General features: G+C 36.4%; 24 protein-coding genes and 1 CRISPR repeat array. Of the genes, 9 read left to right on the forward strand and 15 right to left on the reverse strand.

What is annotated here, in order from left to right; all coding sequences use genetic code 11:
* Positions 1-50: 50 nt before the first annotated feature.
* Positions 51-689: a CRISPR direct-repeat array (repeat unit 29 nt; unit sequence GTGTTCCCTGTATACACAGGGATAAACCG).
* A gap of 173 nt (positions 690-862) precedes the next feature.
* The 4 genes from ACGH6R_RS06230 to ACGH6R_RS06245 all read left to right on the forward strand — a co-directional run bounded on the left by ACGH6R_RS06230 (position 863) and on the right by ACGH6R_RS06245 (position 4,573).
* Positions 863-2,044, forward strand: a complete 1,182-nt coding sequence (locus tag ACGH6R_RS06230; protein WP_411599181.1) for an AAA family ATPase — start codon at positions 863-865, stop codon at positions 2,042-2,044.
* Entirely contained in the window at positions 2,041-2,760 is a 720-nt protein-coding gene (locus tag ACGH6R_RS06235; protein ID WP_411599182.1) for an HNH endonuclease, read from the forward strand. The genes ACGH6R_RS06230 and ACGH6R_RS06235 overlap by 4 nt, the downstream gene beginning before the upstream one ends.
* 299 nt (positions 2,761-3,059) lie before the next feature.
* Positions 3,060-3,395, forward strand: a complete 336-nt coding sequence (locus tag ACGH6R_RS06240; RefSeq protein ID WP_411599246.1) for a tape measure protein — start codon at positions 3,060-3,062, stop codon at positions 3,393-3,395.
* Between the two features lie 257 nt (positions 3,396-3,652).
* The gene (locus ACGH6R_RS06245) at positions 3,653-4,573 is read left to right on the forward strand and encodes an L-lactate dehydrogenase (RefSeq protein ID WP_411599183.1); all 921 of its coding nucleotides are present in this window, start codon (positions 3,653-3,655) and stop codon (positions 4,571-4,573) included.
* 128 nt (positions 4,574-4,701) lie between these two features.
* Here ACGH6R_RS06245 and ACGH6R_RS06250 read toward each other — a convergent pair whose 3' ends face one another.
* The 6 genes from ACGH6R_RS06250 to ilvG all read right to left on the reverse strand — a co-directional run bounded on the left by ACGH6R_RS06250 (position 4,702) and on the right by ilvG (position 12,324).
* Positions 4,702-5,682 carry a Gfo/Idh/MocA family protein gene (locus ACGH6R_RS06250; protein WP_411599184.1) on the reverse strand — a complete coding sequence of 327 codons (981 nt, stop codon included), beginning with the start codon at positions 5,680-5,682 and terminating at the stop codon, positions 4,702-4,704.
* Between the two features lie 102 nt (positions 5,683-5,784).
* The gene (gene ilvA, locus ACGH6R_RS06255) at positions 5,785-7,323 is read right to left on the reverse strand and encodes a threonine ammonia-lyase, biosynthetic (RefSeq protein WP_411599185.1); all 1,539 of its coding nucleotides are present in this window, start codon (positions 7,321-7,323) and stop codon (positions 5,785-5,787) included.
* A gap of 2 nt (positions 7,324-7,325) precedes the next feature.
* The gene (gene ilvD, locus ACGH6R_RS06260; RefSeq protein WP_411599186.1) at positions 7,326-9,176 is read right to left on the reverse strand and encodes a dihydroxy-acid dehydratase; all 1,851 of its coding nucleotides are present in this window, start codon (positions 9,174-9,176) and stop codon (positions 7,326-7,328) included.
* A 137-nt stretch (positions 9,177-9,313) separates the two neighbouring features.
* Positions 9,314-10,243 (reverse strand): branched-chain amino acid transaminase, encoded by a 930-nt coding sequence (locus tag ACGH6R_RS06265; protein ID WP_411597118.1) that lies wholly within the window; start codon positions 10,241-10,243, stop codon positions 9,314-9,316.
* A 167-nt stretch (positions 10,244-10,410) separates the two neighbouring features.
* Entirely contained in the window at positions 10,411-10,644 is a 234-nt protein-coding gene (gene ilvM, locus ACGH6R_RS06270) for an acetolactate synthase 2 small subunit (RefSeq protein WP_267351038.1), read from the reverse strand.
* A 3-nt stretch (positions 10,645-10,647) separates the two neighbouring features.
* The gene (ilvG, locus tag ACGH6R_RS06275; protein ID WP_411599187.1) at positions 10,648-12,324 is read right to left on the reverse strand and encodes an acetolactate synthase 2 catalytic subunit; all 1,677 of its coding nucleotides are present in this window, start codon (positions 12,322-12,324) and stop codon (positions 10,648-10,650) included.
* A gap of 471 nt (positions 12,325-12,795) precedes the next feature.
* Between ilvG and ACGH6R_RS06280 the strand changes: the two genes are divergently transcribed.
* The 4 genes from ACGH6R_RS06280 (at position 12,796) to ACGH6R_RS06295 (ending at position 15,983) form a co-directional block, all read left to right on the forward strand.
* On the forward strand, positions 12,796-13,248 hold the full coding sequence (locus ACGH6R_RS06280; RefSeq protein WP_411599188.1) for a hypothetical protein: 453 nt from the start codon (positions 12,796-12,798) through the stop codon (positions 13,246-13,248).
* A 405-nt stretch (positions 13,249-13,653) separates the two neighbouring features.
* Positions 13,654-14,541 carry an SDR family oxidoreductase gene (locus ACGH6R_RS06285; protein WP_267351044.1) on the forward strand — a complete coding sequence of 296 codons (888 nt, stop codon included), beginning with the start codon at positions 13,654-13,656 and terminating at the stop codon, positions 14,539-14,541.
* Between the two features lie 139 nt (positions 14,542-14,680).
* Positions 14,681-15,211, forward strand: coding sequence for a hypothetical protein (locus tag ACGH6R_RS06290; RefSeq protein ID WP_267351045.1), 531 nt, complete (start codon positions 14,681-14,683; stop codon positions 15,209-15,211).
* Positions 15,212-15,584: 373 nt separating this feature from the next.
* Entirely contained in the window at positions 15,585-15,983 is a 399-nt protein-coding gene (locus ACGH6R_RS06295; RefSeq protein WP_411599189.1) for a hypothetical protein, read from the forward strand.
* A gap of 96 nt (positions 15,984-16,079) precedes the next feature.
* Here ACGH6R_RS06295 and ACGH6R_RS06300 read toward each other — a convergent pair whose 3' ends face one another.
* The 6 genes from ACGH6R_RS06300 to ACGH6R_RS06325 all read right to left on the reverse strand — a co-directional run bounded on the left by ACGH6R_RS06300 (position 16,080) and on the right by ACGH6R_RS06325 (position 21,918).
* Positions 16,080-17,321: an MFS transporter gene (locus tag ACGH6R_RS06300; RefSeq protein WP_411599190.1), complete on the reverse strand. Its 1,242-nt coding sequence runs from the start codon at positions 17,319-17,321 to the stop codon at positions 16,080-16,082.
* A gap of 350 nt (positions 17,322-17,671) precedes the next feature.
* Positions 17,672-18,781, reverse strand: coding sequence for a JmjC domain-containing protein (locus tag ACGH6R_RS06305; RefSeq protein ID WP_411599191.1), 1,110 nt, complete (start codon positions 18,779-18,781; stop codon positions 17,672-17,674).
* Complete coding sequence (locus ACGH6R_RS06310; protein WP_267379360.1) at positions 18,774-19,556, reverse strand: YchF/TatD family DNA exonuclease; 783 nt, start codon at positions 19,554-19,556, stop codon at positions 18,774-18,776. Before ACGH6R_RS06310 ends, ACGH6R_RS06305 begins: the two co-directional genes overlap by 8 nt.
* A 12-nt stretch (positions 19,557-19,568) precedes the next feature.
* Positions 19,569-20,747 (reverse strand): lipopolysaccharide assembly protein LapB, encoded by a 1,179-nt coding sequence (lapB, locus tag ACGH6R_RS06315; protein WP_267351054.1) that lies wholly within the window; start codon positions 20,745-20,747, stop codon positions 19,569-19,571.
* A gap of 12 nt (positions 20,748-20,759) precedes the next feature.
* Positions 20,760-21,065, reverse strand: a complete 306-nt coding sequence (locus tag ACGH6R_RS06320) for a LapA family protein (protein ID WP_267351055.1) — start codon at positions 21,063-21,065, stop codon at positions 20,760-20,762.
* A 127-nt stretch (positions 21,066-21,192) separates the two neighbouring features.
* Entirely contained in the window at positions 21,193-21,918 is a 726-nt protein-coding gene (locus ACGH6R_RS06325; RefSeq protein ID WP_411599192.1) for a phosphatase PAP2 family protein, read from the reverse strand.
* A 102-nt stretch (positions 21,919-22,020) separates the two neighbouring features.
* On the opposite strand from ACGH6R_RS06325, the gene ribA reads away from it, so the two are divergent.
* Entirely contained in the window at positions 22,021-22,626 is a 606-nt protein-coding gene (gene ribA, locus ACGH6R_RS06330; RefSeq protein WP_267351058.1) for a GTP cyclohydrolase II, read from the forward strand.
* A 208-nt stretch (positions 22,627-22,834) separates the two neighbouring features.
* Here the strand turns inward: ribA and ACGH6R_RS06335 are convergent, their stop codons facing one another.
* The 3 genes from ACGH6R_RS06335 to ligA all read right to left on the reverse strand — a co-directional run bounded on the left by ACGH6R_RS06335 (position 22,835) and on the right by ligA (position 25,684).
* Positions 22,835-23,023, reverse strand: coding sequence for a 2-hydroxymuconate tautomerase (locus ACGH6R_RS06335; protein ID WP_267351059.1), 189 nt, complete (start codon positions 23,021-23,023; stop codon positions 22,835-22,837).
* A gap of 9 nt (positions 23,024-23,032) precedes the next feature.
* A complete protein-coding gene (luxS, locus tag ACGH6R_RS06340) occupies positions 23,033-23,548 on the reverse strand; it encodes an S-ribosylhomocysteine lyase (protein ID WP_411599193.1) in 516 nt (171 codons plus the stop codon).
* A 63-nt stretch (positions 23,549-23,611) separates the two neighbouring features.
* Complete coding sequence (gene ligA, locus ACGH6R_RS06345) at positions 23,612-25,684, reverse strand: NAD-dependent DNA ligase LigA (RefSeq protein ID WP_411599194.1); 2,073 nt, start codon at positions 25,682-25,684, stop codon at positions 23,612-23,614.
* Positions 25,685-25,705: the final 21 nt, after the last annotated feature.

A 25,705-nucleotide genomic window follows, 5' to 3' on the forward strand; every position in this document is an offset into this window, starting at 1 on the left:
ATACACAGGGATAAACCGTGCCGGTTGATCGTCAATACGAATTAGAGGTTGTGTTCCCTGTATACACAGGGATAAACCACATCATGGAATAGTTTTGTAGCATTATCATGTGTTCCCTGTATACACAGGGATAAACCGGGATTTTAAAAACATCGGTATCCAACCTATCGGTGTTCCCTGTATACACAGGGATAAACCTTACAAATCAGATAAAATTTATACTATAACGCCGTGTTCCCTGTATACACAGGGATAAACCGCGGGCTGAACAATTAAATCGCCTTCAATTAGTGTGTTCCCTGTATACACAGGGATAAACCGCAGCATACACAATCCAATCTGAACGTCACGCTGTGTTCCCTGTATACACAGAGATAAACCGATGCGTTAGGCGACATAGATTGGTTTTCAGATGTGTTCCCTGTATACACAGGGATAAACCGCAAAATTGGAAGACGAATAGTAATGACGCTAACGTGTTCCCTGTATACACAGGGATAAACCGATAACTACGGGTTATTAATGCCTAAATTTCAGGTGTTACCTGTATACACAGGGATAAACCGTGAAAACAGCCAATCTAGTTACAGGTGAAATACGTGTTCCCTGTATACACAGGGATAAACCGCACACGCATAAATACGTCATCTTGTTGGGAATGTGTTCCCTGTATACACATAGATAAACCGATGATTACGATTCTGCAATGGCTTATGCGGATTCGGTTGTAGGATTAACAGCTAGCCTTTTATTGGCATATAAATAATATGAAAAAATTACTACGTTTAAGAGAACATTTAATGATCAACTTATTGAAATATTATGCTATTATTTTGACGATAAAAATAAACAGGATAATGCAATGAAAATTGAGTCACTCAAAATAGAAAATGTTGGTGGTATATCAAGTTTATCAATTGAAAAATTTGACCCAAAATTGAACATTATCTGTGGTGAAAATGGTATTGGTAAAACAAATATTTTGGATTCAATAGCTCATTGTTTTTCGCAACTTTCAAATTTTATTTTAAAGAGAAAATCAAATTGTGTAAACGGATATATAACTATAGTATGCGATTTTAATCGAATTGAACCATATACCTGTTTAATTGAATCTTTTGAACCAAGAGATTACAACCAAAACCCTTATGATTTTCGCTCAAAATTATTAGCTAATTTTGATAGTAATTATTCTAATCTGATATATTTTAAAACTGAAAGATTATTTTCACATAAATGGATATCAAGTCTAGAAATATATGATGAAGTAGAAAACCATTTAAAAAACTTAGATGGTGTGTCAATTCAATTAGCGAAGGATTGGTTTATCAAAAACGAATTATTATCTTCTCAACCATATACTAATGATAATGATAAAAATTCAATAGAATTAGCTAAAAAAGCATTTGGTATTTTAAATAAATCCTATTCCTTTTCTGCACTTAAACAAGATATGGAAATTTATATTAATACCCCAACGGGAATTATTCCTTATGAATACTTATCCTCAGGATTTAAAACGTGCATAACTATTGTGTGGGGAATTATTAGAGAAGTTCAAGTCCGTTTCCCAGACATTTTTGTAAAAGATTTTAATGGTGTGGTGCTAATCGACGAAATAGAGTTACATCTTCATCCAGAATGGCAAGGTAAAATTTGCAATGCGTTAACCACTTTATTTCCTAATATTCAGTTTATCATCAGTACTCATAGCCCTCATGTTATTCAAACCGCTGAAGCAAATGAAGTTATAGCTTTATCAAGAAAAAATGGTCATTTAGAAAAAAGAACCTTAGATATTGCACCATATGGCTTTAAAGGTTGGACTGTTGAAGAAATCCTTACTGATGTAATGGGTATGAGAGATACAAGAACAGAATGGTTCAGAAGCAAGCAAAAAGAATTTGATAACGCTTTAGATGCGAATGATGTTTTAAATGCAAACAAAATATTTAATGAACTTAGATTAAAACTACACCCGAGTAGCACCGACCTTGCATTGTCTCGCTTTCAATTAGATATGCTTAACGGACGATACAAATGATAAAGTTAAACAGAACGCCGTGCCCAGCGTATTTATCAGATGACAAAGTCAAACAATTGACTGAGGAGTTTATAAATACAGGCGCTTCTGTTTGGAATAAAGACAAAATAAAAGAAGCTTTACTCAAGCTGTCTAACTATAAATGTGCTTATTGTGAAACTGAATTACAAATAGAAGATTCCTATATGGAAGTTGAACACTTTCATCCTAAAAGTCTCTATAAATCAGAAGTAGTATGTTGGGATAATTTATTACCATCTTGTAAAAAATGCAATGGTAACAAAGGGAACCACGATACAGGAAAAGAGCCAATCATTAATCCTAGCAAAGACGAACCCAAAGAGCATCTCTGTGTTGAGGCAGCTAGATTATATCCTAAATCTAATTCAGACATGGGGCGGTTAACAATTGATGCCCTTAACTTGAACGATAAAGAAAGATTAATTGATTCCAGATTCAATTTATGCAATCTCGTTAAGGAAACATTAGAATGTTTATATCATGGCTCTGTAGATTATAAAGCCCGTAATGAAATTAAAGGATTATTATCTGCATGTTCAGCTGGTAAGGCTTTTTCTGCTACAACGTCAAATGTTCTTCATAACGATCCTTATTATTCAGATATAAAGCAAAAGCTTAAAGATAACAATTTATGGGATGAAGAACTAGAAGAGCTTGATATAAACACAAAAAAAATAGCATTAGATCCAAGATAATATATAGCCAATCAATACATCCAACCCGCTCTGGCGGGTTTTTTATTGTCTAAAATTTTATAAGAGGTTTTCATGTCATTTGATGCAGGTACACCATTGATGCTAAAAAAGAGGCGGTTTATTAACAGCCGATAAACATGTGTCAAATTTTAATCAGCGTGCTCAGGAGAGGGCTAATAGAACTGATAAGAGCGTAAATTCATTAGTTGGAACAATGGTAAGTTGAGTTTTATAGCTAGAGCGGTGTCAGCTGCTCTGGTTTCAAACGCAGTTTTATCCTATGCTCAGGGCTGGAATGAATTAGAGGATCGCATACAAAACACGGGCGCAAAATTGAGGAATCAGCCGAGCTGTATATACGCCTATCTAACTCAATGACTGAATTAGGATACAGCACTCAGGGTACGCTATCCTATATCGACACCCTGTCAAATTTAATGACAATCAATGAAACTAGTGCGATCAGCACAGAATCAGCCACAAACGCATTAATCAAGGCGCAGATGAAAGCTAAGCTCGATGGTATTGAAGCAATGACCGTTTTTAACGAAATACCGAGCATTCTAAAAACCTTAAGTAAACAAATAAATAAAACCGAGACAGAGGTTAGGATGATGGCGTCTGAGGGCAAATAGTCAATGTCACAATTTACCGAGATGATGATATAATATATAAAAGTAAGCCGTTGCTTTAACTGAAAATATTGAAACACCATTATTTATTATATACAAAATAATAAATTGTTTTGCCTCTATTAACATAAGAAAACGATTCCCCGTTTACACAAAAATATGCAATACTAACGCTGTGATAACAAACCCTTTCGTATCTGTATTTCTATTGATTTTATTTCATTTTTCATTTTTCATTTTTCAAATAATTGGAGTTTATTATGAAACTACGTAAAGTCATGATTATTGGAGTAGGGAATGTGGGATCCACGACGGCTTATACCTTGGTTAATCGTGGTATTTGTGAAGAAATTGTACTGGTTGATGTAAATAAAGATCGGGCTTATGGTCATGCTCAGGATTTATTAGATGCGGCTGCTTATCGGCAAAACATGATTAAAGTCAGTTTACGTGATGCCACCGATTGTGCTGATATTGATATTGCGATTATTACGGTTACTTCGGGATTAGCGCAAAAAAGCCGAGCAGAGGAGCTAGCAGGTACGTCAAAAATTGTTGCAACAATTGTGCCCGATATGATGAAAAATGGTTTTAAAGGGATTTTTTTAGTGGCGACTAACCCTTGTGATGCGATTACTTACCAAGTTTGGCAATTATCAGGTTTACCCCGTCATCGGATAATTGGTACTGGGGTTTGGCTTGATACAGTAAGATTACGTCGTTTATTGGGGGAACAAATGGATATTGGTCCACAAAGTATCGATGCGTTTATTGTTGGCGAGCATGGCGATTCACAATTTCCCGTTTGGTCGCATTCATCGGTTTATGGCATTAACCTTAATCATCTCGAAAAAAATAGAATCGATTTTAATGATATTGGCAGCAAAGCGAAGAATAAAGGTTTTGAAATTGCTAAATTTAAGCATTGCACTGAATATGGTATCGCCAGTACGATTACTGAAATTTGTCAGCATATTTTTACTAACAGCCATCGTGCGTTAGCATTAAGTTGTATTTTACATGGGGAGTATGGTTATCAAGATGTGGCAATAGGTGTGCCTGCGATTTTAGATCAGCATGGTATCAAAAAAATTATTGAGTTAGATTTTTCAGATAATGAAAAGCAGTTATTTAAAAATAGTGTCGAGATTATTAAGGGTTATATTGCACATATTAAATAAGCGTGTTTGGTCGGATAGTTGTTTTATACTCAGTCAACGGATATATCACCCAGAACGCTAATATTAGTTAGCGTTCTGCTACAAAGGTTTGGCAACTTATTATTTCATTTTGTATATTCTAAAGATCTTTAATGTTGATCGGCAGGAAACACCACACTTGTTTGCTTTCTGATTTCAGTCAAGATTGTTGATGATAGTATCGAATAGGCTAAACCGTTATGATCTACGTTGCGTTGTTGATATAGCTTAGCGAATTCTTCTGCTTCGTAATACATATCATTATTGTGTTGTGTAAGGGTGATTTCTTTTTTTTCACCGATTCTTGGTTGATAAATAATGCGCTCACAAGTGGCAAGATTTTCAATAATAAGTGAGCCATTTTCGCCTTGAATTTCACTAGGAAGATAAGAGTTACTGACTTTTGAATGCCAAATGATGACATCAAAATCGCCATAATTAAGTAAGACACTGCCATGCGCATCGACACCTGACTCAAGTTTTATCGCACTGGCATTAATTTTATTGGGATATCCCCATAATCCTAGTCCAAAATTGAGTGGGTAAACTCCAATATCCATTATGGAACCATTTGAAAAGGTGGGATTAAACGTGTTGGGATTATTGCCATTCAAATAACTTTCGTAACGGCTGGAATATTGACAGTAGTTGAGTAGTGCTTTGCGAATTTTTCCTAACTTTGGAAGATAATCCCGAATTAATTGATAATTGGGCAAATAAACGGTTTTAAGAGCCTCAAAAATGAGTTTTTTATGTTGTTTGGCAATGTTAATTAATGTTTGAGTTTCCATCAAATTCGAGGTTAATGGTTTTTCACATATTACGTCTTTATTATTTTCCAACATCAATTTGGCTTGTTCAAAATGCAGTGAGTTTGGGCTGGCAATGTAAACAACGTCGACATTGGCATATTGAGCAAGCTCGGTGAGCTTATCAAATACCGTATTAACTTGGTATTTTTTTGCCAGTTCATTGGCTTTATCGATATCACGGGAATAGATAGCGGTTAATTGATATTGTTTAGTTTGTAATGCCGCATCAATGAATTTTTCAGTGATCCAATTGGTTCCAATTGTTGCTAATTTAATCATGGTTAATCTATCTATTTTTTTTAAAAGTTTAAACTATTTGGTTAGGATTTAGAGACTATCCACTTTAATTAACGCCCGTAAAAGTGAATAGTCTTCCTTTATTTAATGCGAATTGGTTAAAAAAAGTTTTAACGATGGATTTTCGGTTTCGTTATGGAAACCATAACCTAATTCGGTTAAGTGTTTACCAAAATCATGACTATTGGTTTGATCAATTTCAAATGCAGCAAGAACGCGACCATAATCAGTCCCATGACTTCGGTAATGGAACATTGAGATATTCCAGTTAGTACCAAGTGTTTGTAAGAATTTGAGTAATGCCCCTTGCGATTCTGGGAATTCAAAGCTGTAAATTTGTTCTTGAATTGGCTGACAAGGCTTGCCACCAATCATATAGCGAACATGCAATTTAGCCATTTCATCATCAGTCAGATCAACCACGGGATAACCGGCTGAAGTGAGTTGTTGCATGATGTCATCTTTTTCACTATTTTTAGTGATTTTAACACCCACAAAAATGCATGCCGATTCTTCATCATGATAGCGGTAATTAAATTCGGTGACTGAACGCCCACCCAAGATCTGACAAAATTTTAGGAAACTGCCTTTTTTCTCTGGAATCGTCACGGCGATTAAGACTTCTCGTTTTTCACCTAATTCACAGCGTTCTGACACATAACGTAAATTATGGAAGTTTAAATTAGCTCCCGATAAGATATGAGCAAGGTTTTCACCTTGAATATTGTGTTTTTCAACGTATTTTTTCAGTCCCGCCAGTGCGACCGCACCCGATGGTTCTGCAATGGCACGAACATCATCAAATAAATCTTTGACAGCCGCACAAATTTCATCGCTATCAACAGTAATAATATCATCGATATATTGTTGGCAAAGTCTGAATGTTTCATCACCGATTCGTTTAACGGCAACCCCTTCAGCAAATAAACCTACTCGATTTAAATCAACTGGGTGACCTGCATCTAAGGCGGCTTTTAAACAGGCAGCATCTTCAGGTTCAACTGCAATGACTTTAATCGATGGCATAATTTGTTTAATTAGTACAGCAACACCAGCTGCAAGCCCACCACCGCCAACGGGGACAAATATGCGATCGAGTTTGGCATTTTGTTGCAACAGTTCCATGGCAATACTGCCTTGTCCGGCAATCACCAGTGGGTGATCAAAAGGGGGAATAAAAATGCGTCGTTGTTCTTTGGCTAATTCTAAGGCTTTGGCTTTGGCTTCGTCAAAATTCGCACCATAAAGTAAAACTTCACCACCGAATCCTTTTACTGCTTCTACTTTGATGTCCGCTGTCGTTAACGGCATAACAATGAGCGATTTTATACCTAATTTGCTCGCTGAAAATGCCACACCTTGTGCGTGGTTTCCAGCTGAAGCAGCAATAACGCCACATTGTCGCTCTTCTGGGGAAAGGCTGGCGATCATCGCTTGTGCACCTCGAATTTTAAAACTGTGCACTAGCTGACGATCTTCACGTTTGACAAATATCTGATTATTTAGTCTGGCAGATAGTTTATCCATTTTTTCCAGCGGTGTGACTTGCGCCACATCATATACGGCACTGCAAAGCGTTGCTTTTAAATAATCAGCACCAGTCAGTATTGTTTGTTGTTTCACTTTTAGCCACCTAGTTTACTTTTATCGCGGACTGCACCTTTATCAGCACTGGTCGCTAAACTTGCGTAAGCTTTTAGGGCAAACGACACATAGCGGTCACGATTATGAGGGGTAAATGCTTTGTCGCCACGAGTAAGCTCTGCCACCCGACGACGTTCTAGTTCATCTTCAGGCACATCTAAAACTAATTTTCGATTAGGAATGTCAATATCGATAATATCGCCATTACGTACCAGACCAATTACGCCACCGTTAGCCGCTTCTGGTGAAATATGTCCAATGGATAAGCCTGATGATCCGCCTGAAAATCTACCGTCAGTAATAAGTGCACAAGCTTTACCAAGTCCCATTGATTTTAAATAGCTGGTAGGGTAGAGCATTTCTTGCATTCCCGGCCCACCTTTTGGGCCTTCATAGATGATCACAACGACATCACCTTCAACTATTTTTCCACCTAAAATGGCATCAACTGCATCTTCTTGGCTTTCAAATACTTTTGCAGGCCCTCTAAACACAAGGTTTTCAGCGGCAACACTGGCTGTTTTTACGATAGCACCATCTTGGGCAACATTACCATAGAGTGTGGCAAGTCCGCCGTCTTGGCTATAAGCATGTGCTTTGTCACGAATACAACCATTTTCCCGATCGTCATCCAGTGTGTCCCAATAACAATCTTGTGAAAATGCTTTCGTTGTACGAATCCCAGCCGGCCCACTGCGATACATTTTTTTTACTTCTTCATCTTGGGTTTGCGTAATGTCATATTGTGCAAAGGTTTCTTGTAATGACAGTCCAAGCACATTGTGAACATTGCGATTTAGTAGTCCTGCTTTGTCAAGTTCTGACATGATGGATACCACACCGCCCGCCCTGTGTACATCTTCCATGTGGTATTTTGCTGTACTTGGCGCAACTTTACACAGATGCGGTACTTGACGAGATAGTCGATCGATATCTGACATCGTAAAATCAATTTCGCCTTCTTGCGCTGTTGCAAGCAAGTGTAAAACGGTATTGGTCGAGCCTCCCATCGCAATATCGAGTGACATGGCATTTTCATAGGCTGCTTTGGTGGCGATGGCTCTTGGTAGATAAGATTCATCATCATGTTCGTAATAACGTTTGGTAATTTCAACTATGCGTTTGGCCGCTTTTAAAAAGAGTTGTTCACGTTGCTTGTGAGTGGCAATGAGTGATCCATTACCGGGTAACGAAAGCCCTAAAGCTTCGGTTAAGCAGTTCATTGAATTCGCTGTAAACATGCCTGAACATGAGCCACACGTCGGACAGGCTGATTCTTCAATCGCTTTACTGTCTGCGTCACTGACATTGGGGTTGGCGCTTTGAATCATGGCATCAACAAGATCAAGTTTGATGATTTGATCTGAAAGCTTGGTTTTTCCAGCTTCCATAGGGCCACCAGAGACAAAAACCGTTGGGATATTTAAACGGAGTGATGCCATTAACATACCGGGGGTGATTTTGTCACAGTTGGAGATGCAGATCATCGCATCAGCACAGTGCGCATTGACCATGTATTCTACAGAATCGGCAATAAGTTCACGTGAAGGTAACGAATAAAGCATACCACCATGCCCCATTGCAATACCGTCATCTACTGCAATGGTATTAAACTCTTTAGCAATACCACCTGATGCTTCAATCTGTTTAGCCACTAGTTGTCCTATGTCTTTAAGGTGGACATGTCCCGGTACAAACTGAGTAAATGAGTTTACGACGGCGATAATAGGTTTACCAAAATCTTCATTTTTTACGCCAGTAGCACGCCATAAAGCGCGCGCTCCTGCCATGTTTCTGCCTTCAACGGAGGTAGCTGAACGATATCTAGGCATTTGTTGCTCCCAAGTTCTTATTATACTTGCGACCGATTTAATCGGTTTATCATTTTGATGAGTCCATCATGTTTTGATGTACATCGCATTACAAAAAGTATTTATCCGCCGTATTAGTTAGCGGATTTTTTGAGATATTATTTAATAATATCTAACCAACCATATTTATCTTCTGTTTTACCGTTAAATAACCCGAAGAATGTTTGTTGGATCTGTTTAGTGATTGGGCCACAACGTCCAATACCTACTTGAATGCGGTCAACGCTTCGTACAGGTGTAATTTCGGCAGCGGTACCGGTCATAAAGACTTCGTCAGCTAAATAGAGTGATTCGCGCGATAAAATTTGTTCACGGACTTCGATACCCAAATCACGAGCAAGCGTTAATACGGCATCACGAGTGATACCAGGAAGTGCAGAGCAAGATAATACTGGGGTGAATAGTACACCGTCTTTAATGATAAATAGATTTTCACCCGCACCTTCTGACAGATGACCATGTACATCTAATGCAATCCCTTCTTGGAAACCATTAGCACGAGCTTCTGAGCCAATTAATAATGATGATAAGTAGTTGCCCCCAGCTTTTGCTGCTGCTGGAATGGTATTGGATGCGACACGATTCCATGAAGAAACCATCGCATCAATTCCTTGATCTAATGCATCTTCACCTAAATAGGCACCCCAAGGGAAAGCGGCAATCATGACATCAGTTTGATAACCAGCAGGGGGATTAACGCCCATACCGACATCACCAATAAATACAAGAGGACGAATATAGGCACTTTCTAAGTTATTTTTCTTGATAGTTTGACGCGTTGCTTCCATGATTTCTTCAATCGTGTAAGGAACAGGAAAACGGTATATTTTGGCTGAATTTAGCAATCGTTGTGCGTGTTCTCTATGACGGAAAATAGCAGGGCCTTGATGAGTTTTATAACAACGAACTCCTTCAAAAACTGAAGTACCATAATGTAGAGCATGAGACATGACATGAATTTTAGCATCTGCCCATGGAACCATTTCACCATTGAACCAAATATAATCCGATTTTGCTGTAGAACTCATTTTTATTTCCTCTTAAATTTTACTTTTGTTTAGCATAGATATAGCTCGGTGCTTTCAACAATAAACGGTCAAGCATTATACTATACTATCGATTTTGTTTAACTGCTAAAGTGTATACTTTTATAAATTTAACTTATTATTTCATCATGATTTATTATTGAAAATAACTATATTTCAATCGATATCACGTCTACCAATTTGTCGATCTGATTAAGTAGTGCTGAAATAGGGCGTTTTGTTGTTAATGCTAAAGATAATGATAGAATCTGATCATCTTTAGTCTGCATTTGCATCTGTTTTATGTGACCACCACGGTGGCGTATAACCCGTAAGATACGCTCAAGTGTTCCTAATTTATCATAAGCGGTGATAGTAAATTGATGCTGTTCTTTATTACTCATCCTTTACTCCTTACTGTTGTTATCTAACATATGTTCATTGGCAGCACCAGGTGGAACAAGAGGCCACACGTTTTCAAGCTCATCGATACACACATGTAATAAATAGGCTCCTGTTGAATTTAATAGCGTATCGATGGCGCTTTGAATTTCTGATTTTTGGGTAATTTTTTGTCCGTCGATATCGAAGGCTTTAGCCAGCATTAAAAAATCAGGATTGTCAGATAAATTGGTTTCGCTGTATCTTTGATTGAAAAAGAGTTCTTGCCATTGTCTAACCATGCCTAAACGTTGATTATCAATTAATACAATCTTAATCGGTAATTTTTTGCGTTTAATTGTGGTCAGCTCTTGAACATTCATCATAAAAGAGCCATCGCCAGAAATGCAAATCACACAATCATTTGGTCTTGCTAGTTGTGCTCCAATGGCTGCTGGTAAACCAAACCCCATTGTGCCAAGTCCACTAGAAGTAATAAAGTTTTGTGGGTGGTTAAATTGCATGTGCTGAGCTGTCCACATTTGATGTTGACCAACATCGGTAGTGACAATTGTGGTAGCTGTTTTTTGTTCTGAAAGGCTTTTTAGTAACGCTGGGGCATAGATAGGTTCACCCGGATGATCATAACGAGTTGGATACGCTTTTCGTAATTGGTCTATTCTTTTGTGCCAATCTTCTATCGATACGGTTTGGTGAATTAAAGGTAAGACTTGTTTGATATCGCCTTGTAACCCTAAATGCGTTTGCTTTAATTTATTAATTTCAGCCTGATCGATATCAATATGAATGACTTTAGCATGGCGAGCAAATTCATTCAGGTTTCCGGTAACACGGTCATCAAATCGTACCCCTAACGCAATTAATAGATCACACTCTTGCACGGCTAAGTTCGCTGCTTTAGAACCATGCATGCCAATTAATCCTAAATAATAGGGATTATTGATATCAGCAGCCCCTAATCCTTTTAAGGTTGAAACGCTCGGAATTTGAGTCATTTCCATAAATTGTCTTAATTCTGATATCGCGCCAGAAAGCCCAACTCCACCACCAATATAAAGCATGGGTTTTTTAGCATCTTGAATCATCGCTTTAGTTAATTTTATATCATCAGAAGAGATAACAAAGGATTTTGATTTGTTGAGATAACTTTGAGAAGTGTGGTTGGTTAAATATTGTTGGTAATCTAAGTCGGCAAGCTGGATATCCTTCGGAACGTCAATCAATATTGGTCCCGGTCTGCCTGAGTTGGCTAAGGTAAATGCCTCCTCGAATATATTGGGTAAGTCATGCGCATCATCAATTAAATAACTGTGTTTAGTACACGCCAATGACAAACCTAATACGTCAACTTCTTGAAAGGCATCAGTACCGATTAAGTTATTAGGTACTTGCCCCGTTATTGCAACGATTGGAACTGAATCAATCAACGCATCTGCAAGTCCCGTGATAATATTGGTTGCTCCCGGCCCCGATGTGGCAATACATACCCCTGTTTTGCCTGTCGCCCTTGCGTAACCTATAGCAGCCATTGCTGCACCTTGTTCATGACGACATAACACGTGTTCGATACCGCCATCATAAAGGGCATCATACAGAGGCATAATTTGTCCACCAGGATACCCAAATACGGTGGTAACGCCTTTTTCTTTTAAGGTTTTTACTATCCACTGTGTTCCTAACATTTATTCCTCGCTCTTTTTTTCAGGTATTTGCATTGCTCATAAAAAAACCCCCGCTTTTTGGGGCGGGGGTTTTGGGTTAACTATGAAGCTTTTTTAACTCAAAGAACGCCCCCGCGCTGGAATAATGACCACGCTGACAAGAATGTTGATGAGGACGATAATAAGTGAAAAATTCATACGTTTTATTTAAATTTTTTTGCTTCTTTGAGTAAGTATTCTTAACAAAATACTCGTTTTAGAAAAAAATTCAACTGTTTTTTTTGGTTTTTTTAGAGTCTTGCTTTTGCGATTGCAAGAAGTTTTAAAATAATAAAGATTGATGTCTAAAAAGATTTGATTATGACACGAGTTTTTAATTGGCATTTTTCAAAGATTAGTGTATAAATGTTAATCATTAATCGTTTTTATCTGCTTATTTATCCTGTTTAATATCAAAAATACACGTTTAAAATAAAAAAAGGCGAAATATGTATGAACATATTAAAGATAATAGTGTTAATAAGTTTTGGTTTTGTGTTACTGAATTGTGATAATGCTAAGCCCGCGTCAAATCATTCCTCTGCTGACAGTTTAACAAAACCTAATAATGATTTACTCGCTTCTCAAAATTTAGAAATTAATGCGGTTAAAAACGAGTTACCGATTGAAATTGATGAATTGACAACGCTATTTGATGTTTTTGCTGACAATAATATTATCCATTATAAATACCGCGTAAAAAACACACCAAAACAGGCACTATTATTAACGTCGACGCTTGATACTTTACGAAGTAATTTACTTGATGATTATTGCCAAAATGTGCCACAAATGAAAGAACTGAAAAATGTGTTTCCAAATGGCGCCCACTATCATTACTTCATCAATAATGAAGAGATCATTATTGTTGAACTTAATCCGGATGATTGTCAGACAGATAAATGATCGTTTATTGATAATTTATCCTTTTAATCAAACAATCATAGGTCATTAAGTTTTGCAATATTGAGATTAATTTGTTGTGTACTGGCTTAATAAACGTTTATTTGTTAAACTGAGATCGTTTATCAAATTCTATGCATTTTCTTCTTGTTGATTGATAAATTGTATTCTCGCCCCGTTACTTATGGACAGCCACAGTTAATATTATGTTTGAATTCAGTTCGTCACAGATTAATGATTTTTAAAAATAATATTTAAGTTTTTTATCTCTATTCATCTTATTTATCAATATTGTTAATTGATTCGTTTCTACTTTTTTCAAGTTATACGGTTTTGTCATTGTTAATTGATTTTGTTTAAGTTATTTATCGTTTATGAACATGTATGTGTTTAACTTAGGAGAAAATTATGAGTAAACAAACCTGTAATCCAACGACCAAATATTATCATGAAAAATTTCCAAAACAAAAACAGAAAGCGCCCGGTTTGCAATGTGAGATGAATCCGATTCCTGACTGTGGTGAAAAAAGCTATAAAGGTCATCAACGTTTAGAAGGTCTTAAAATGTTGGTCACAGGTGGCGATTCGGGTATTGGTCGTGCAGCGGCAATCGCGTATGCCAAAGAAGGGGCAGATGTAGCGATCAATTATCATCCTGATGAGCAAAAAGATGCTGAAGATGTGGCAAAAGTTATTGAAGCTGCCGGACGTAAAGCCGTATTGATACCCGGCGATTTAAGTGATGAAGCGTTTTGTAAAAAAATGGTCGATGAAGCTCATCATAAACTTGGTGGGTTAGATAATCTAACATTGGTTGCAGGTAAACAAACTGCGGTTGCTGATATTATGGATCTGACTACAGAGCAAATTCGCAAAACGTTCGAAATTAATGTCTTTTCGCTATTTTGGGTAACTAAAGCGGCATTAGGTTATTTAAAACCAGGATCGACAATTATTACTACTTCATCTGTTCAAGCCTTCCAACCAGGCCCAACATTATTAGATTATGCTTCAACTAAATCGGCAATTATCGCTTTTACAAAAGCATTAGCTAAGCAATTAGCAAGTAAAGGTATTCGTGCTAATAGTGTTGCACCCGGTCCGGTTTGGACGCCGTTACAAGTTTGTGGCGGACAACTCAGCGATGCAATTCCTGAATTTGGTAAAGAAACACCACTTAAAAGAGCAGGTCAACCGGTTGAACTTGCAGGGGTTTATGTACATTTAGCTTCAGAAGAGTCAAGTTATACCACTGCAGAAACTTATGGTGTAACGGGTGGTGAGCATACTAACTAATCTCATGTTTATATCGTGATAAAAGAGCTGCTCAGGCTCTTTTATTACAAAAAATTTTTAAGCTAGACATCTTAAATCACGTTCTATTATGCATTGTTCATAATAGTGTTAAAACTTAACTTAGAATAAAGGCAAAAAAATGAAATTTTTTAAAGTAATCACGCTTGCATTATTAGGTGTTTTTTTAGTTAACTGTGATAATTCTAAATCGACTGTTGATGATATTAAACAGAAAGTACAGCAAACAGGTGCAGATATCAGCGATAAAACACAAGATTATTTTGAACAAGCAAAAGCAGAAAGTAACGATATATTGAATAAGTTAAAAGAGGGTAACTATAATCTTGCACAAGATGCGGTGATTAAAAATATTAAACAAACATTACCAATGAATATTGATCAGAATACTTCGCTGGTGGATGTATCCAAAGAAAACAACACAATTAATTATAAATATGATGTCAAAGGTGTGACGCCAGATGATTTAAAAGTTGAGAATACTCAAAAGACATTATTAAATAATTTACTCACCGATTATTGTAGTACAGATTTAATGAAGAAAGCATTAAGACTTGCTTTCCCTGAAGGTGCTACACATAATTACTATATCAATAATAGTAACGCATTAACACTCAATTTAAAACCAAGTGATTGTGATGGTAAATTGTAGAATATCGATTAAGGTGAAAAGGGCTATTAATAGCCCTTTTTTTATTTTGTTTATTGAGAAAGATGTGAATCTAAATATCATTTTAAAAAATGAAGATTATCAACTCAAAATGATGTATTTATGTTAGTTAATTAAATGATGATTTTCTAATGATAGAAGATAACGATCAGGTTATTACCTAAAGTTTAATTAACACAGTGTATTGATATTGACGCTTACTATTAAAATAAGAATATATTTTATGTTGTAAAATTTTAACCATATAAATTAAAATCCTCATTCAAATTATATAGGGACTTTTTATTTTTTTATTAATTGTTTTATTTAAAATGGAAAAAACAAAATAATATTAATTTTACTTATGGGTAATAGCATGAAATATAAAAAAATATCTGCATTATTGGTATGGAGTTTGGCGCTATTTGGTTGTGATAGTGGGAGCTATAAAGAAAAAAATCAACGTATAGTTATTGATTCAATGAAAAAACAACTTCCTATTGTTTATGATGAGAATTTTACATTAGTGGATGTTTTAAAGGACAACGATCAGTTTATATATAAATACGAAATAAAAAATATTGAAGAAGTAGAATTAACCTCACCAGAGTTTGAACAATCATCTCGCACAGAGATTCTTGAGCTTTATTGTTCTGATAACAAAGGTATTGCTCATTTTAAAGAAATATTCATGGATGGTATTCGATATGATTATTACTTGAATAATAAAAAAATGTTATCCATTAACGTCAAATCAACAGATTGTTCAAAATAATTGTCATTGCATTGAACTATTCACTTTTGTGTACCACATGATATTTTGCTATGTTGGGCGGTATTATTACAGGGTTAAGCCCTGTAATAATAGAAATTATTCTAACGTTTTTCCTTTTGTTTCTGGAATTAAAAACATAAATGCAGCAGCCGATAATAGATAAGCCGCAGATAATAGCGCTAGTGCGTAGCTTATTGAATAAACTGTCGCTAAATAAGCAATTAAGACTTGTGATACGCCAGCAATGCCTCGTCCAACATTAAAGATAATGTTTTCAGCACTTGAACGAGCGTCTGTCGGATAATGTTCGGCCAGTAATGCCCCATAACCCCCCATCATGCCGTTTACGAAAAAGCCAATGACTGAACCAAATAAAATCAAAACGATCATATCGATTTGTTGAAAGTAAAACCAGATAGATAACGCTGAAACTAATAGAAAGACAATATAAGAAGGACGGCGTCCAAATTTGTCACATAGCCAACCAAAAATTAAGATACCTAATGACATACCAATTGTGGTGGATATCGTCCAAAATAGCGTATTTTTGAATGATAAACCACGTTCGGTTGCGATCATGGTTGGCATCCAAGTCATGATGCCATAAAAACCAAAGTTTTGTACGGCACAAGCAATGGTTAAACCAACCGTGGTTGCTGATGTTTTGACATTTTTAAATAGTTTACCTAATGCAATTTTATTTTTGTTTTGATCTTTTAATGATTGCCAAATTTCAGGCTCTTTCAATCCTTTACGTGTCCAGGCAACAAACAAAGCAGGAAGTACTCCGACAGCAAAAGCCCAACGCCAACCGTGTGCTTCTCCTACAAAATTTACCGTTAAGGTTGCCAGTATAATGCCTAACTGAAATCCTAACGCAACAATCGATGTCGCTCTTGAACGTTTATGCTTTGACCATGTTTCTGACACCAACGTCATGCCAATGCCAAATTCTCCACCTAGTCCAAGACCACTTAAAAAACGGAAAACTAAAAAGCTTTCATAATTTGGTGAAATAGCACACAGCCCAGTAAATACAGAAAATATGATAATTGTCCATGAAAAGACTTTAACACGACCATATTTGTCTGCTAAGGTTCCAAAAAGAATTCCGCCCAGTACAGCACCTAATAATGTTACTGAAGTTAATGTTCCTAAATCGGTTTTGGTTAGATTAAAAGTTGCTTGAATTAGGGTAAAACAGACCCCTAAAATCATCATATCCAAACCATCTAATGCATAGCCGACTGTAGAGGCAAAAAGCGTTCTTTTTTGATAAGCTGTGGTGGATCCAGTTTCACTTGCAGCTTGTTTAATTGGGTCTATCGCAGTTTTCATATTTACCTCTAATGATTGTGAATAGTGAGTTACTTATTTAAACTTTACCTTTTAAAATAGGTTGTAGGCTAATTCAATAAGGTCGTTTAAAAGCGGTGCAAAGTATATACTTAAAAACTTTAAAAATCCAAGCTAAAAGCCTTTACAATTGGTTATTTGCTAGAAAATAATCATTTCTTGTAAGTAACTTTATATATAAAAATATTAAAGGATGCATCAACTAGTGATAATTTTATTTTGTGTAAAGAATCGTGACAGGGTATAGATGATTTATTAAGTAAATCTTAGTTTTTAAATTTAAATGATTGATAGCTAATTTCCGCTGAGTGTTCCTCAGCGGATAATCTTGATTAGTCTTCGATAAAATACCAATAGCCTTTATTGACTAAATCCAAAATGACCTTTAAAGTCGATTCATCTTCTAGCTGTTCATAATAAAGCTCTTCTTCTTGGCATAAAAGATCAATAACCGGCATCGGCAAATGGATTTTTTCACCATGAATATAGCCATAATCACCTACTTTTAGAATGCGTATGCTCGGAACTCGGCACAGATTATTAGTTTTTAAAAGCGAGACAAATTCATCAAATTGATATAGTGGCTCGACAGGAACAATATTTAATTCATGCATTGGAATAGTAATGTGTTTACCAAACCAATCGTTAAAGAGTTTAGGCGTTCTAACCAGTTCAATTATCTGGTTTTGTAATTTTTCTAATTCATAGGATTGTATTCGATAGGAATCTTTAGGTAATGTTAAGTTGGGATCTTGGTAAAATATGCCATTGGGTAGGTTGTCGATAACATAATCGGCAAAGCCACTTAATAGTTCTTGAGACGTTTGGGTTCTAAAACCGACTGAATAACTAAGCGATTCGCCGATTGAGACACCATTATGTGGAAAGCCTATCGGTATATACAGAATATCGCCTGCTGTAATTTCTTCGTCAATGATGGGTTGATAACTTTCAACATGTAGCAATGCTTTGTGAGCACTAAATTGTTTGTAGTGTTCGTTTCGGTCGCCAACTTGCCAACGTCGGCATCCCTTGCCTTGTATGATAAATACATCATAATTGTCAATGTGAGGCCCCACGCCTGCTTTATCTGTTGCGTAAGAAATCATCAGATCTTCAAATTGCCATTGAGGCAAGCATTTAAAAGGGGCAACTAAGGTGGCTGCTTGTTCATGCCAGTGGTCAACTGCTTGTACCAGCAAACTCCAATGGTTTTCACCTAAATGGCTAAAGTCGATAAAAGGACCAAATTGGGCATCCCATTTCCCATTTTTGTTGGTAACTATTCGGCTATCAATCTCTTCTTCCATCGCTAAACCTGCAAGTTCTTCAGGCGTGATAGGATCAACAAAGTGTTTAAAAGCATCACGTAAAATAACTGGCTTTTTTTGCCAATAATTCGTTAAAAAATCATCCCAATCTATAGTTAACTTATTACTCATGTAATGCCCCTTGTAAATTAAATAATTGACAAAAGTTATTCGTTGTTTGTTGTGCTATTTCGTCTATAGAAACACCTTTCAATACTGCCAAATAGTCAGCAACTTCACGAACATAAGCTGGCTGGTTTTCTTTCCCTCGATAGGGAACAGGTGCTAAATAAGGTGAATCGGTTTCAACTAAAATACGATCCATGGGGACATATCTGGCAACTTCACGTAATGATTCAGCATTTTTGAAGGTGATAATGCCCGAAAAAGAGATATAAAAACCGATATCTAGCAATTGTTTGGCCGTATCGATATCTTCGGTAAAACAGTGTAAGACCCCAGAATAAACATGCTCTTCTTTTAAGATTCTTAAGGTATCTTGGCGTGCATTGCGTGTATGAACAATGATAGGTTTATTGAGTTTACGACCTAACCGAATATGTTCCTTGAAGTTTGCTTGTTGTTGTTCAAGATTATCTTGTTGATAGTAATAATCAAGCCCAGTTTCGCCCAGCGCAATTACATTATCTTGGCTTGCCAATGTTTCAAAGCGATCGGCGTCATAGCTTTCTTCTTCTAAATTAAGAGGATGAATACCGCATGAAAATGAGCACTGTTTAGTATAGGGTTTTAAAAAATCTCTCATCGATTCATAGCCTGAAAGCGTGGTTGCTACACTTAAGCAGTGTTTAACATCGTGACGTATTGCGTCTTGCAATACTTCATCAATCGATTTGTTGCTAAAATCTAAGCTATCTAAATGGCAGTGAGAATCAATTAAATACATATAAAGCTCTTATTAATTATCTGAATGTTGTTCAAAATCACGAACAGGTTTTATGGTTGACCAAGAACGACAAGCAGGACATAGCCAGTAAATGGAATTGACAGTAAACCCGCATTTAATACAGCGATAATTAGGGACGGTTTTGATCTGTTCGCCAACCATTTTACGTAAAAGTGAAAGACTTTCTTTTGCTCGACCTTCTTCGGCATCGGCTACGTGGTAATTCATCAATCGATAAAACCCTTTTAAATTAGGGTGTTTGAGTAATTCCCGATACATGTAGTTTTGGGCAGCATCAAGTCCGCTTTGTTTTTCGACTATATCGGCAAGCATTAATTCAGCAACATTGCCACTATCTTGATCAACGCATAATTGTAGAAATTGTTTAAACTGTTCGGGTTGATTTAATTCTAAATAACATGTTTTTAATAAAGGTAATGCCTCACCGATAAAGGCTTTATCTTGCGTTAAAATTTGTTTGAATGATTCAATGGCTTGTTCTTTCTTGTTTTGTATCATTAATACCCGACCCAGCATGAGCGAGGTACGCGCACATTTAGCATCAGCGGCAGCTGATTTTTGTAACAGGTTATAAGCTTTTTCCATATCATCAGCAGACATAGCAATAGCGGCTAACTCGCAATAAAATTGTGCAATATCTGTTTTGTATTTAATGTTACCTAATCTGACTAATTTGGTGGCTGCATTAATCGCATTGATCCATTCACTGGTTGATTGATAAATGATAATCAATTGTTGTAATGCATATTGTTGAAAATCGTCTTCATCAATTAACTGTAAGAACATTTCTTCGGCACGATCATAAAAACCGGCAACCATATAATCTCGCCCTAGTTGCTGTATTGCCAATAGGCGTTGTTCGAACGTCAATGCTGAACTTTCCATTAAAGATTGATGAATGCGTATGGCTCTATCAACTTCACCACGTGAACGGAATAAGTTTCCTAAAGTTAAATGAGCCTCAAGGGTGCTGTCATCTTCTTTTAACATATCTAAAAACAAATCAACAGCTTTATCTTTTTGATTTGATAAAAGAAAGTTTAAGCCATCAACATATTCGCGCGATAGCCGGTTGGATTGGTTTAAGTATTTTTGTTTTGCATTTCTGTCACCCATATACCAACCGTAAGCGGCTGCGATAGGAAGTAACAGAAATAACAGTTCAAACATAATCGTCTATTCTTAATTAATTTTTGTTAATGTTGCTTTTTGATTTATTGCGATATCTTCATCATACTTTTTTTGTAATTTGTTTAGTTTGCGTTTAGTTGATGAGTGTTGTAATTTCGATTTTAAAAAGAAGTAACCAGTGACAAACCAACCTACCAGAAAACCACTGCCAAATAAAATTGCCAGCAGAACAGATAAGCGTAATTCTGATTTAGCAACTAAATAATTAAATGTCACCACTTGATCATTGGCTGCACCTAAAGCAATAGACAATGCAAAAATAGCAATAATCAATATAATCGATAAAATTAATTTCATAATGTTGACCTTTCTTCTTTTTAATACTTTTTATTCTTTATTGTTATCCATTTATCGGTTAAACAACCTGTTACCGATTTATCTAAAGGCATTAAATCGTTTAGTAACGCAAAAACTGGGTAAATGATTACGTTACTATATGCCATTTTTTAGCATAAAAATAGCAGATTAATGCAATACCCCAACCAATGATGACGGATAATATTAAATCTATAGGAGTATGCATACCTAGTAATAATCGACTTATTTCTATTAATATCGTCCATATCACAATCAACGATATAAAGATATAATTACGCCTGAAGTTAAGTAGCACAATGGCTAAAAAAGCAAATGTTGCTGCAAATAGTGTATGACCAGAGGGAAAAGAATACCCTGTTTCATTTTGCCAGTGTTTGGATAACCAATTCGGTATTGTAGATGAATTGATTAATGATTCTTTGATAAAAGCGGCTCTTTCTGGCTTGGTTAATGAATAAAAATATTGGTCAGTTGTATTATGTTCTTTTGTTATCCATATTACATAAGGTCTTGATTCTGCTGTTTGTGATTTTATGATAGATTTTATCACTTGTCCGCTGAGGACAGCACTCACGAGAACCAACCATACTAATACAATCTTTTTTAACATTTTATCTGTTTTGCTGACTAGCAAAGCACAAAATAAAATGAAATAAAATATTGATGTTATTATTGCCCATGGGTAACTTGCTGTTTCAGTAACCCAAAAAAAATATTCTGATTTATCGTTCAATGTGTCTGGTAGCCAATGCCAATTTATGACTATAATAAACAATGGTACGACTAAAAAAATAGCCAATGCAGCTATTGTTTTTTTTATAACTAACCCCATTTAAAAACTCAACTAAGCATATTGTGCTGTCTATTTTATCATAAATGTGGTTTATTTTTAATAGATTCTCGTTTATGTAATTCATTTAATACGGAGATAATAATGCAATTAAAACATGTCGCAGAAGCGAAACTACCAACACCATGGGGTTGTTTCACTATGGTAGGTTTTGAAGAAATTGCAACTGGCAAGGATCACGTCGCATTAGTTTTTGGTGACATTTCAAAGGCAACATCTGTTTTAACCAGAGTGCATTCGGAGTGTTTAACGGGTGATGCGTTATTTAGTTTACGGTGTGATTGTGGTTTTCAATTAGAAGCAGCTTTAAAACAAATTGCAAAAGAAGGTCAAGGCATTTTAATCTATCATCGGCAAGAAGGTCGTAATATCGGTTTATTAAATAAAATTAGAGCTTATGCCCTGCAAGACCAAGGGCTTGATACGGTGGAAGCGAATGAGCAGTTAGGATTTGCTGCTGATGAGCGTGATTTTAAACTTTGTGCTGATATGCTGACACTGCTTGGTGTATCACAAATTCGTTTACTAACTAATAATCCTGAAAAGATAAGAGTGTTAGAACAAGCTGGAATTCAAGTTACAGAAAGAGTTCCTTTGGAAGTAGGCGAGAATCCAAATAACGAACACTATTTAGAAACCAAAGCTAATAAAATGGGACATTTGCTTCATCTTCATCACTGCGATCATTAAACACATTTTTACATTATTGATAATTGGTAGGATGTGGCATGAAAAATGGTCAACACTAGTTAAAGCAAAAATAATTGATATATTTAAACCTCAAAAAATTAGTGATGATTTTTTGAGGTTTTTTTAGATTTGCGTACTATTTTGTTATGCAATAGATGTCGAGTATAGTGCTGGATTAATCACTATTAATAACAGAATTAAAAAAGTATTATTCCTTATCAATTCTTAGCTCACCGCCATTTGCTAGCTGATCTTTGGATAATTCGTGCATAATAATTTGTACTGCTTCAGGCTTACAATTAAGCGTTTGAACAATCGCTTCCGTTACACGTTTCGCCATTTCTCGTTTTTGTTCAATAGTACGACCTTCTAAAAAATCGATGACAACATTTGGCATAAAAAACTCCTAGTGACCCATTTTGGCAAGTTGAGCGTCGGTTAATGCGATATCTTGATTATGACAAATACCGATACCTGAGTGAATTATTTTTGCAGCAATAGCCTTGGCTTCATCCAATGAATGCATCTTGTATGTGCCACATTGGTATTCGTTTAATTCGGGTATTTGGTTTTGTGATGTTACACTGTGGACATCATGCATGGATTTGAGCCAAGCATCAACAACGAGCGATTCATCAGGTTGACCGATTAAGCTCATGTAAAATCCTGTGCGACATCCCATTGGCGAAATATCAATAATTTCAACAGTATCACTGTTTAGATGATCGCGCATAAACCCTGCAAATAGATGTTCTAAAGTATGGATCCCTTTTTCGGGTAGTAGTGCTTTATTTGGAATAGTAAAACGAAGATCAAACACAGTGATATTATCGCCTTTTGGGGTTACCATCGTTTTTGCAACGCGGACAAAAGGGGCTTTCATTTTAGTATGATCTACTTTAAAACTATCTAATAATGGCATAAATTTCTCCTTGGTGTTGAGTTGCCAGTTATAGTCTTTATAACTGGACAAGTCCAAACAATCTTATTCATTTAGCAAACTTAACATCTCTTGTTCATCAATGACTTTAATGCCAAGTTGTTGCGCTTTTTCTAATTTTGAACCGGCAGATTCACCGGCAATCACCAGATCAGTATTTTTTGATACGCTTCCCGTCACCTTGGCACCAAGTTGTTTTAATTTATCTTTGGCTTCATCACGTGTTAAAACAGATAAAGTCCCGGTTAAAACAATCGTTTTACCCGAAAAAGGTGAATCGGTTGCCATTGTTTGTGCTTGGGGATTGGTGTCTTGCCAATGAATACCAATGTCATCACTGGTTAATTGTTCTATTACGTCGCGGTTATGGGGTTCTTGGAAAAAATCAATGATACTTTCAGCAATAACCACACCAATATCATTAACTAATTGTAGTTGTTCAAGTGATGCATTTTCAATTGCCGTTAAATTACCAAATTGGTTAGCTAAATTTTCAGCCGTCACTTCACCGACATTTGGTATACCAAGCGCAAAAATAAAGCGGCTTAAAGTTGTATTTTTCGATGTATCAAGTGCTGCTAATAAATTTTTAGCCGATTTATCGCCTACTTTATCTAACGAACATAGTAATGGTACCGTGAGTCTATAAAGATCTGCGGGTGTTTTAACATAATCTTTATCCACTAACTGTTCAATTAGCCTATCACCCATTCCTTCCACATTCATGGCTCGACGGGATACAAAATGTTTAAGCGCTTCTTTTCGTTGTGCTGGACAAATAAGTCCGCCTGCACAGCGAGATACCGCTTGCCCTTCATCGCGAACAATTAGCGAACCACAAATCGGGCAGTGGGTTGGAAAGATAATCGCTTTGGTGTCGGCTGGTCTTCGATCTAATATGACCGATACAATTTTAGGAATCACATCACCTGCACGGCGTATAGAAACATAGTCACCTTCACGGACACCTAATCGGGCGATTTCATCACTGTTATGCAAAGTTGCATTACTGACAATCACACCTGCAACAGATACCGGTTCTAGTCTTGCAACAGGTGTAATTGCGCCTGTTCTACCGACTTGAAAGTCAACTTTATTTAATTGGGTGATTTCTTCTTGCGCGGGAAACTTAAACGCCGTTGCCCAACGAGGAGCACGGGCAACAAAGCCGAGTTCTTCTTGTAAAGCGATACTGTTTACTTTGATGACCACACCGTCTATGTCAAAATCCAATGACATGCGCTCTTCACCAATTTGTTTAAAGTAATCTAAAGCAGCTTGCGCACCTTTTCGCACTTGAACTTTATCACTAACAGGTAATCCCCAAGTTTTAAGTTGCATTAAACGGTCATAATGCGTATTGGGCAGATTGGCACCTTCAATAACACCTAAACCATAACAGAAAAACGATAAAGGTCTTTTAGCAGTAATTTTAGGGTCTAATTGTCTCAGAGAGCCAGCGGCTGCATTACGAGGATTTGCAAAGACTTTTTCGTTTCGTTTTTCTGCTTCAGCATTGAGTTTAGCAAAACCTTTGTGGGACATGAACACTTCACCACGAACTTCTAAGCGTCTTGGTATCTGCTCTCCTCTTAAAACCAGTGGAATGGTTTTTATGGTTTTGACGTTGGCGGTAATGTCTTCTCCTGTTGTGCCGTCTCCTCGGGTTGCAGCTTGCACAAATTGACCATCTTCATAAAGTAAACTTACCGCTAATCCATCTAATTTTAATTCACAACAATATTCTACCGGTTCATTTTCTTTTAAGTGTAAGCGATCTTTTACTCTTTTATTGAAGGCAATAAAACTTGTCTCATCAAAAACATTATCTAAAGATAACATTGGTATTTCATGTTTTATTGAGGCAAATTGAGATAGGGGAGCACCGCCAACCCGTTGAGTAGGGGAGTCAGGGGTAATCAATTCGGGATGCTGCTGTTCAATAGTTTGAAGCTGTTTTATCAATTTGTCATATTCCGCATCCGGAATTTCAGGCGCATCTAAGACATAATAACAATATTCATGATGTCTTATCTTATCACGTAAAGATTGAACTTCAGTGATGACTTTTTGTTGTGAATCATGGGTAAGGTTTTCGGGTGAATTAGATAGTGACATGTTAGTATGCTCTTAATTTAA

Source organism: Gilliamella sp. CG13 (assembly GCF_046635805.1).
GTDB lineage: Bacteria > Pseudomonadota > Gammaproteobacteria > Enterobacterales > Orbaceae > Gilliamella > Gilliamella apicola_I.

Excerpts from the sequence above, each read along its gene's own strand:
- ACGH6R_RS06290 (WP_267351045.1), top strand. The coding sequence starts at position 14,681 with ATGAAATTTTTTAAAGTAATCACGCTTGCATTATTAGGTGTTTTTTTA.
- lapB (WP_267351054.1), bottom strand. The coding sequence starts at position 20,747 with ATGTTTGAACTGTTATTTCTGTTACTTCCTATCGCAGCCGCTTACGGT.
- ACGH6R_RS06310 (WP_267379360.1), bottom strand. The coding sequence starts at position 19,556 with ATGTATTTAATTGATTCTCACTGCCATTTAGATAGCTTAGATTTTAGC.
- ACGH6R_RS06245 (WP_411599183.1), top strand. The coding sequence starts at position 3,653 with ATGAAACTACGTAAAGTCATGATTATTGGAGTAGGGAATGTGGGATCC.
- ACGH6R_RS06280 (WP_411599188.1), top strand. The coding sequence starts at position 12,796 with ATGAACATATTAAAGATAATAGTGTTAATAAGTTTTGGTTTTGTGTTA.
- ribA (WP_267351058.1), top strand. The coding sequence starts at position 22,021 with ATGCAATTAAAACATGTCGCAGAAGCGAAACTACCAACACCATGGGGT.
- ACGH6R_RS06295 (WP_411599189.1), top strand. The coding sequence starts at position 15,585 with ATGAAATATAAAAAAATATCTGCATTATTGGTATGGAGTTTGGCGCTA.
- ACGH6R_RS06325 (WP_411599192.1), bottom strand. The coding sequence starts at position 21,918 with ATGGGGTTAGTTATAAAAAAAACAATAGCTGCATTGGCTATTTTTTTA.
- ACGH6R_RS06285 (WP_267351044.1), top strand. The coding sequence starts at position 13,654 with ATGAGTAAACAAACCTGTAATCCAACGACCAAATATTATCATGAAAAA.
- ACGH6R_RS06230 (WP_411599181.1), top strand. The coding sequence starts at position 863 with ATGAAAATTGAGTCACTCAAAATAGAAAATGTTGGTGGTATATCAAGT.
- ACGH6R_RS06300 (WP_411599190.1), bottom strand. The coding sequence starts at position 17,321 with ATGAAAACTGCGATAGACCCAATTAAACAAGCTGCAAGTGAAACTGGA.
- ACGH6R_RS06265 (WP_411597118.1), bottom strand. The coding sequence starts at position 10,243 with ATGAGTTCTACAGCAAAATCGGATTATATTTGGTTCAATGGTGAAATG.
- ACGH6R_RS06250 (WP_411599184.1), bottom strand. The coding sequence starts at position 5,682 with ATGATTAAATTAGCAACAATTGGAACCAATTGGATCACTGAAAAATTC.
- ACGH6R_RS06305 (WP_411599191.1), bottom strand. The coding sequence starts at position 18,781 with ATGAGTAATAAGTTAACTATAGATTGGGATGATTTTTTAACGAATTAT.
- luxS (WP_411599193.1), bottom strand. The coding sequence starts at position 23,548 with ATGCCATTATTAGATAGTTTTAAAGTAGATCATACTAAAATGAAAGCC.
- ilvG (WP_411599187.1), bottom strand. The coding sequence starts at position 12,324 with ATGTTAGGAACACAGTGGATAGTAAAAACCTTAAAAGAAAAAGGCGTT.
- ilvM (WP_267351038.1), bottom strand. The coding sequence starts at position 10,644 with ATGAGTAATAAAGAACAGCATCAATTTACTATCACCGCTTATGATAAA.
- ACGH6R_RS06320 (WP_267351055.1), bottom strand. The coding sequence starts at position 21,065 with ATGAAATTAATTTTATCGATTATATTGATTATTGCTATTTTTGCATTG.
- ilvD (WP_411599186.1), bottom strand. The coding sequence starts at position 9,176 with ATGCCTAGATATCGTTCAGCTACCTCCGTTGAAGGCAGAAACATGGCA.
- ACGH6R_RS06235 (WP_411599182.1), top strand. The coding sequence starts at position 2,041 with ATGATAAAGTTAAACAGAACGCCGTGCCCAGCGTATTTATCAGATGAC.
- ligA (WP_411599194.1), bottom strand. The coding sequence starts at position 25,684 with ATGTCACTATCTAATTCACCCGAAAACCTTACCCATGATTCACAACAA.
- ACGH6R_RS06335 (WP_267351059.1), bottom strand. The coding sequence starts at position 23,023 with ATGCCAAATGTTGTCATCGATTTTTTAGAAGGTCGTACTATTGAACAA.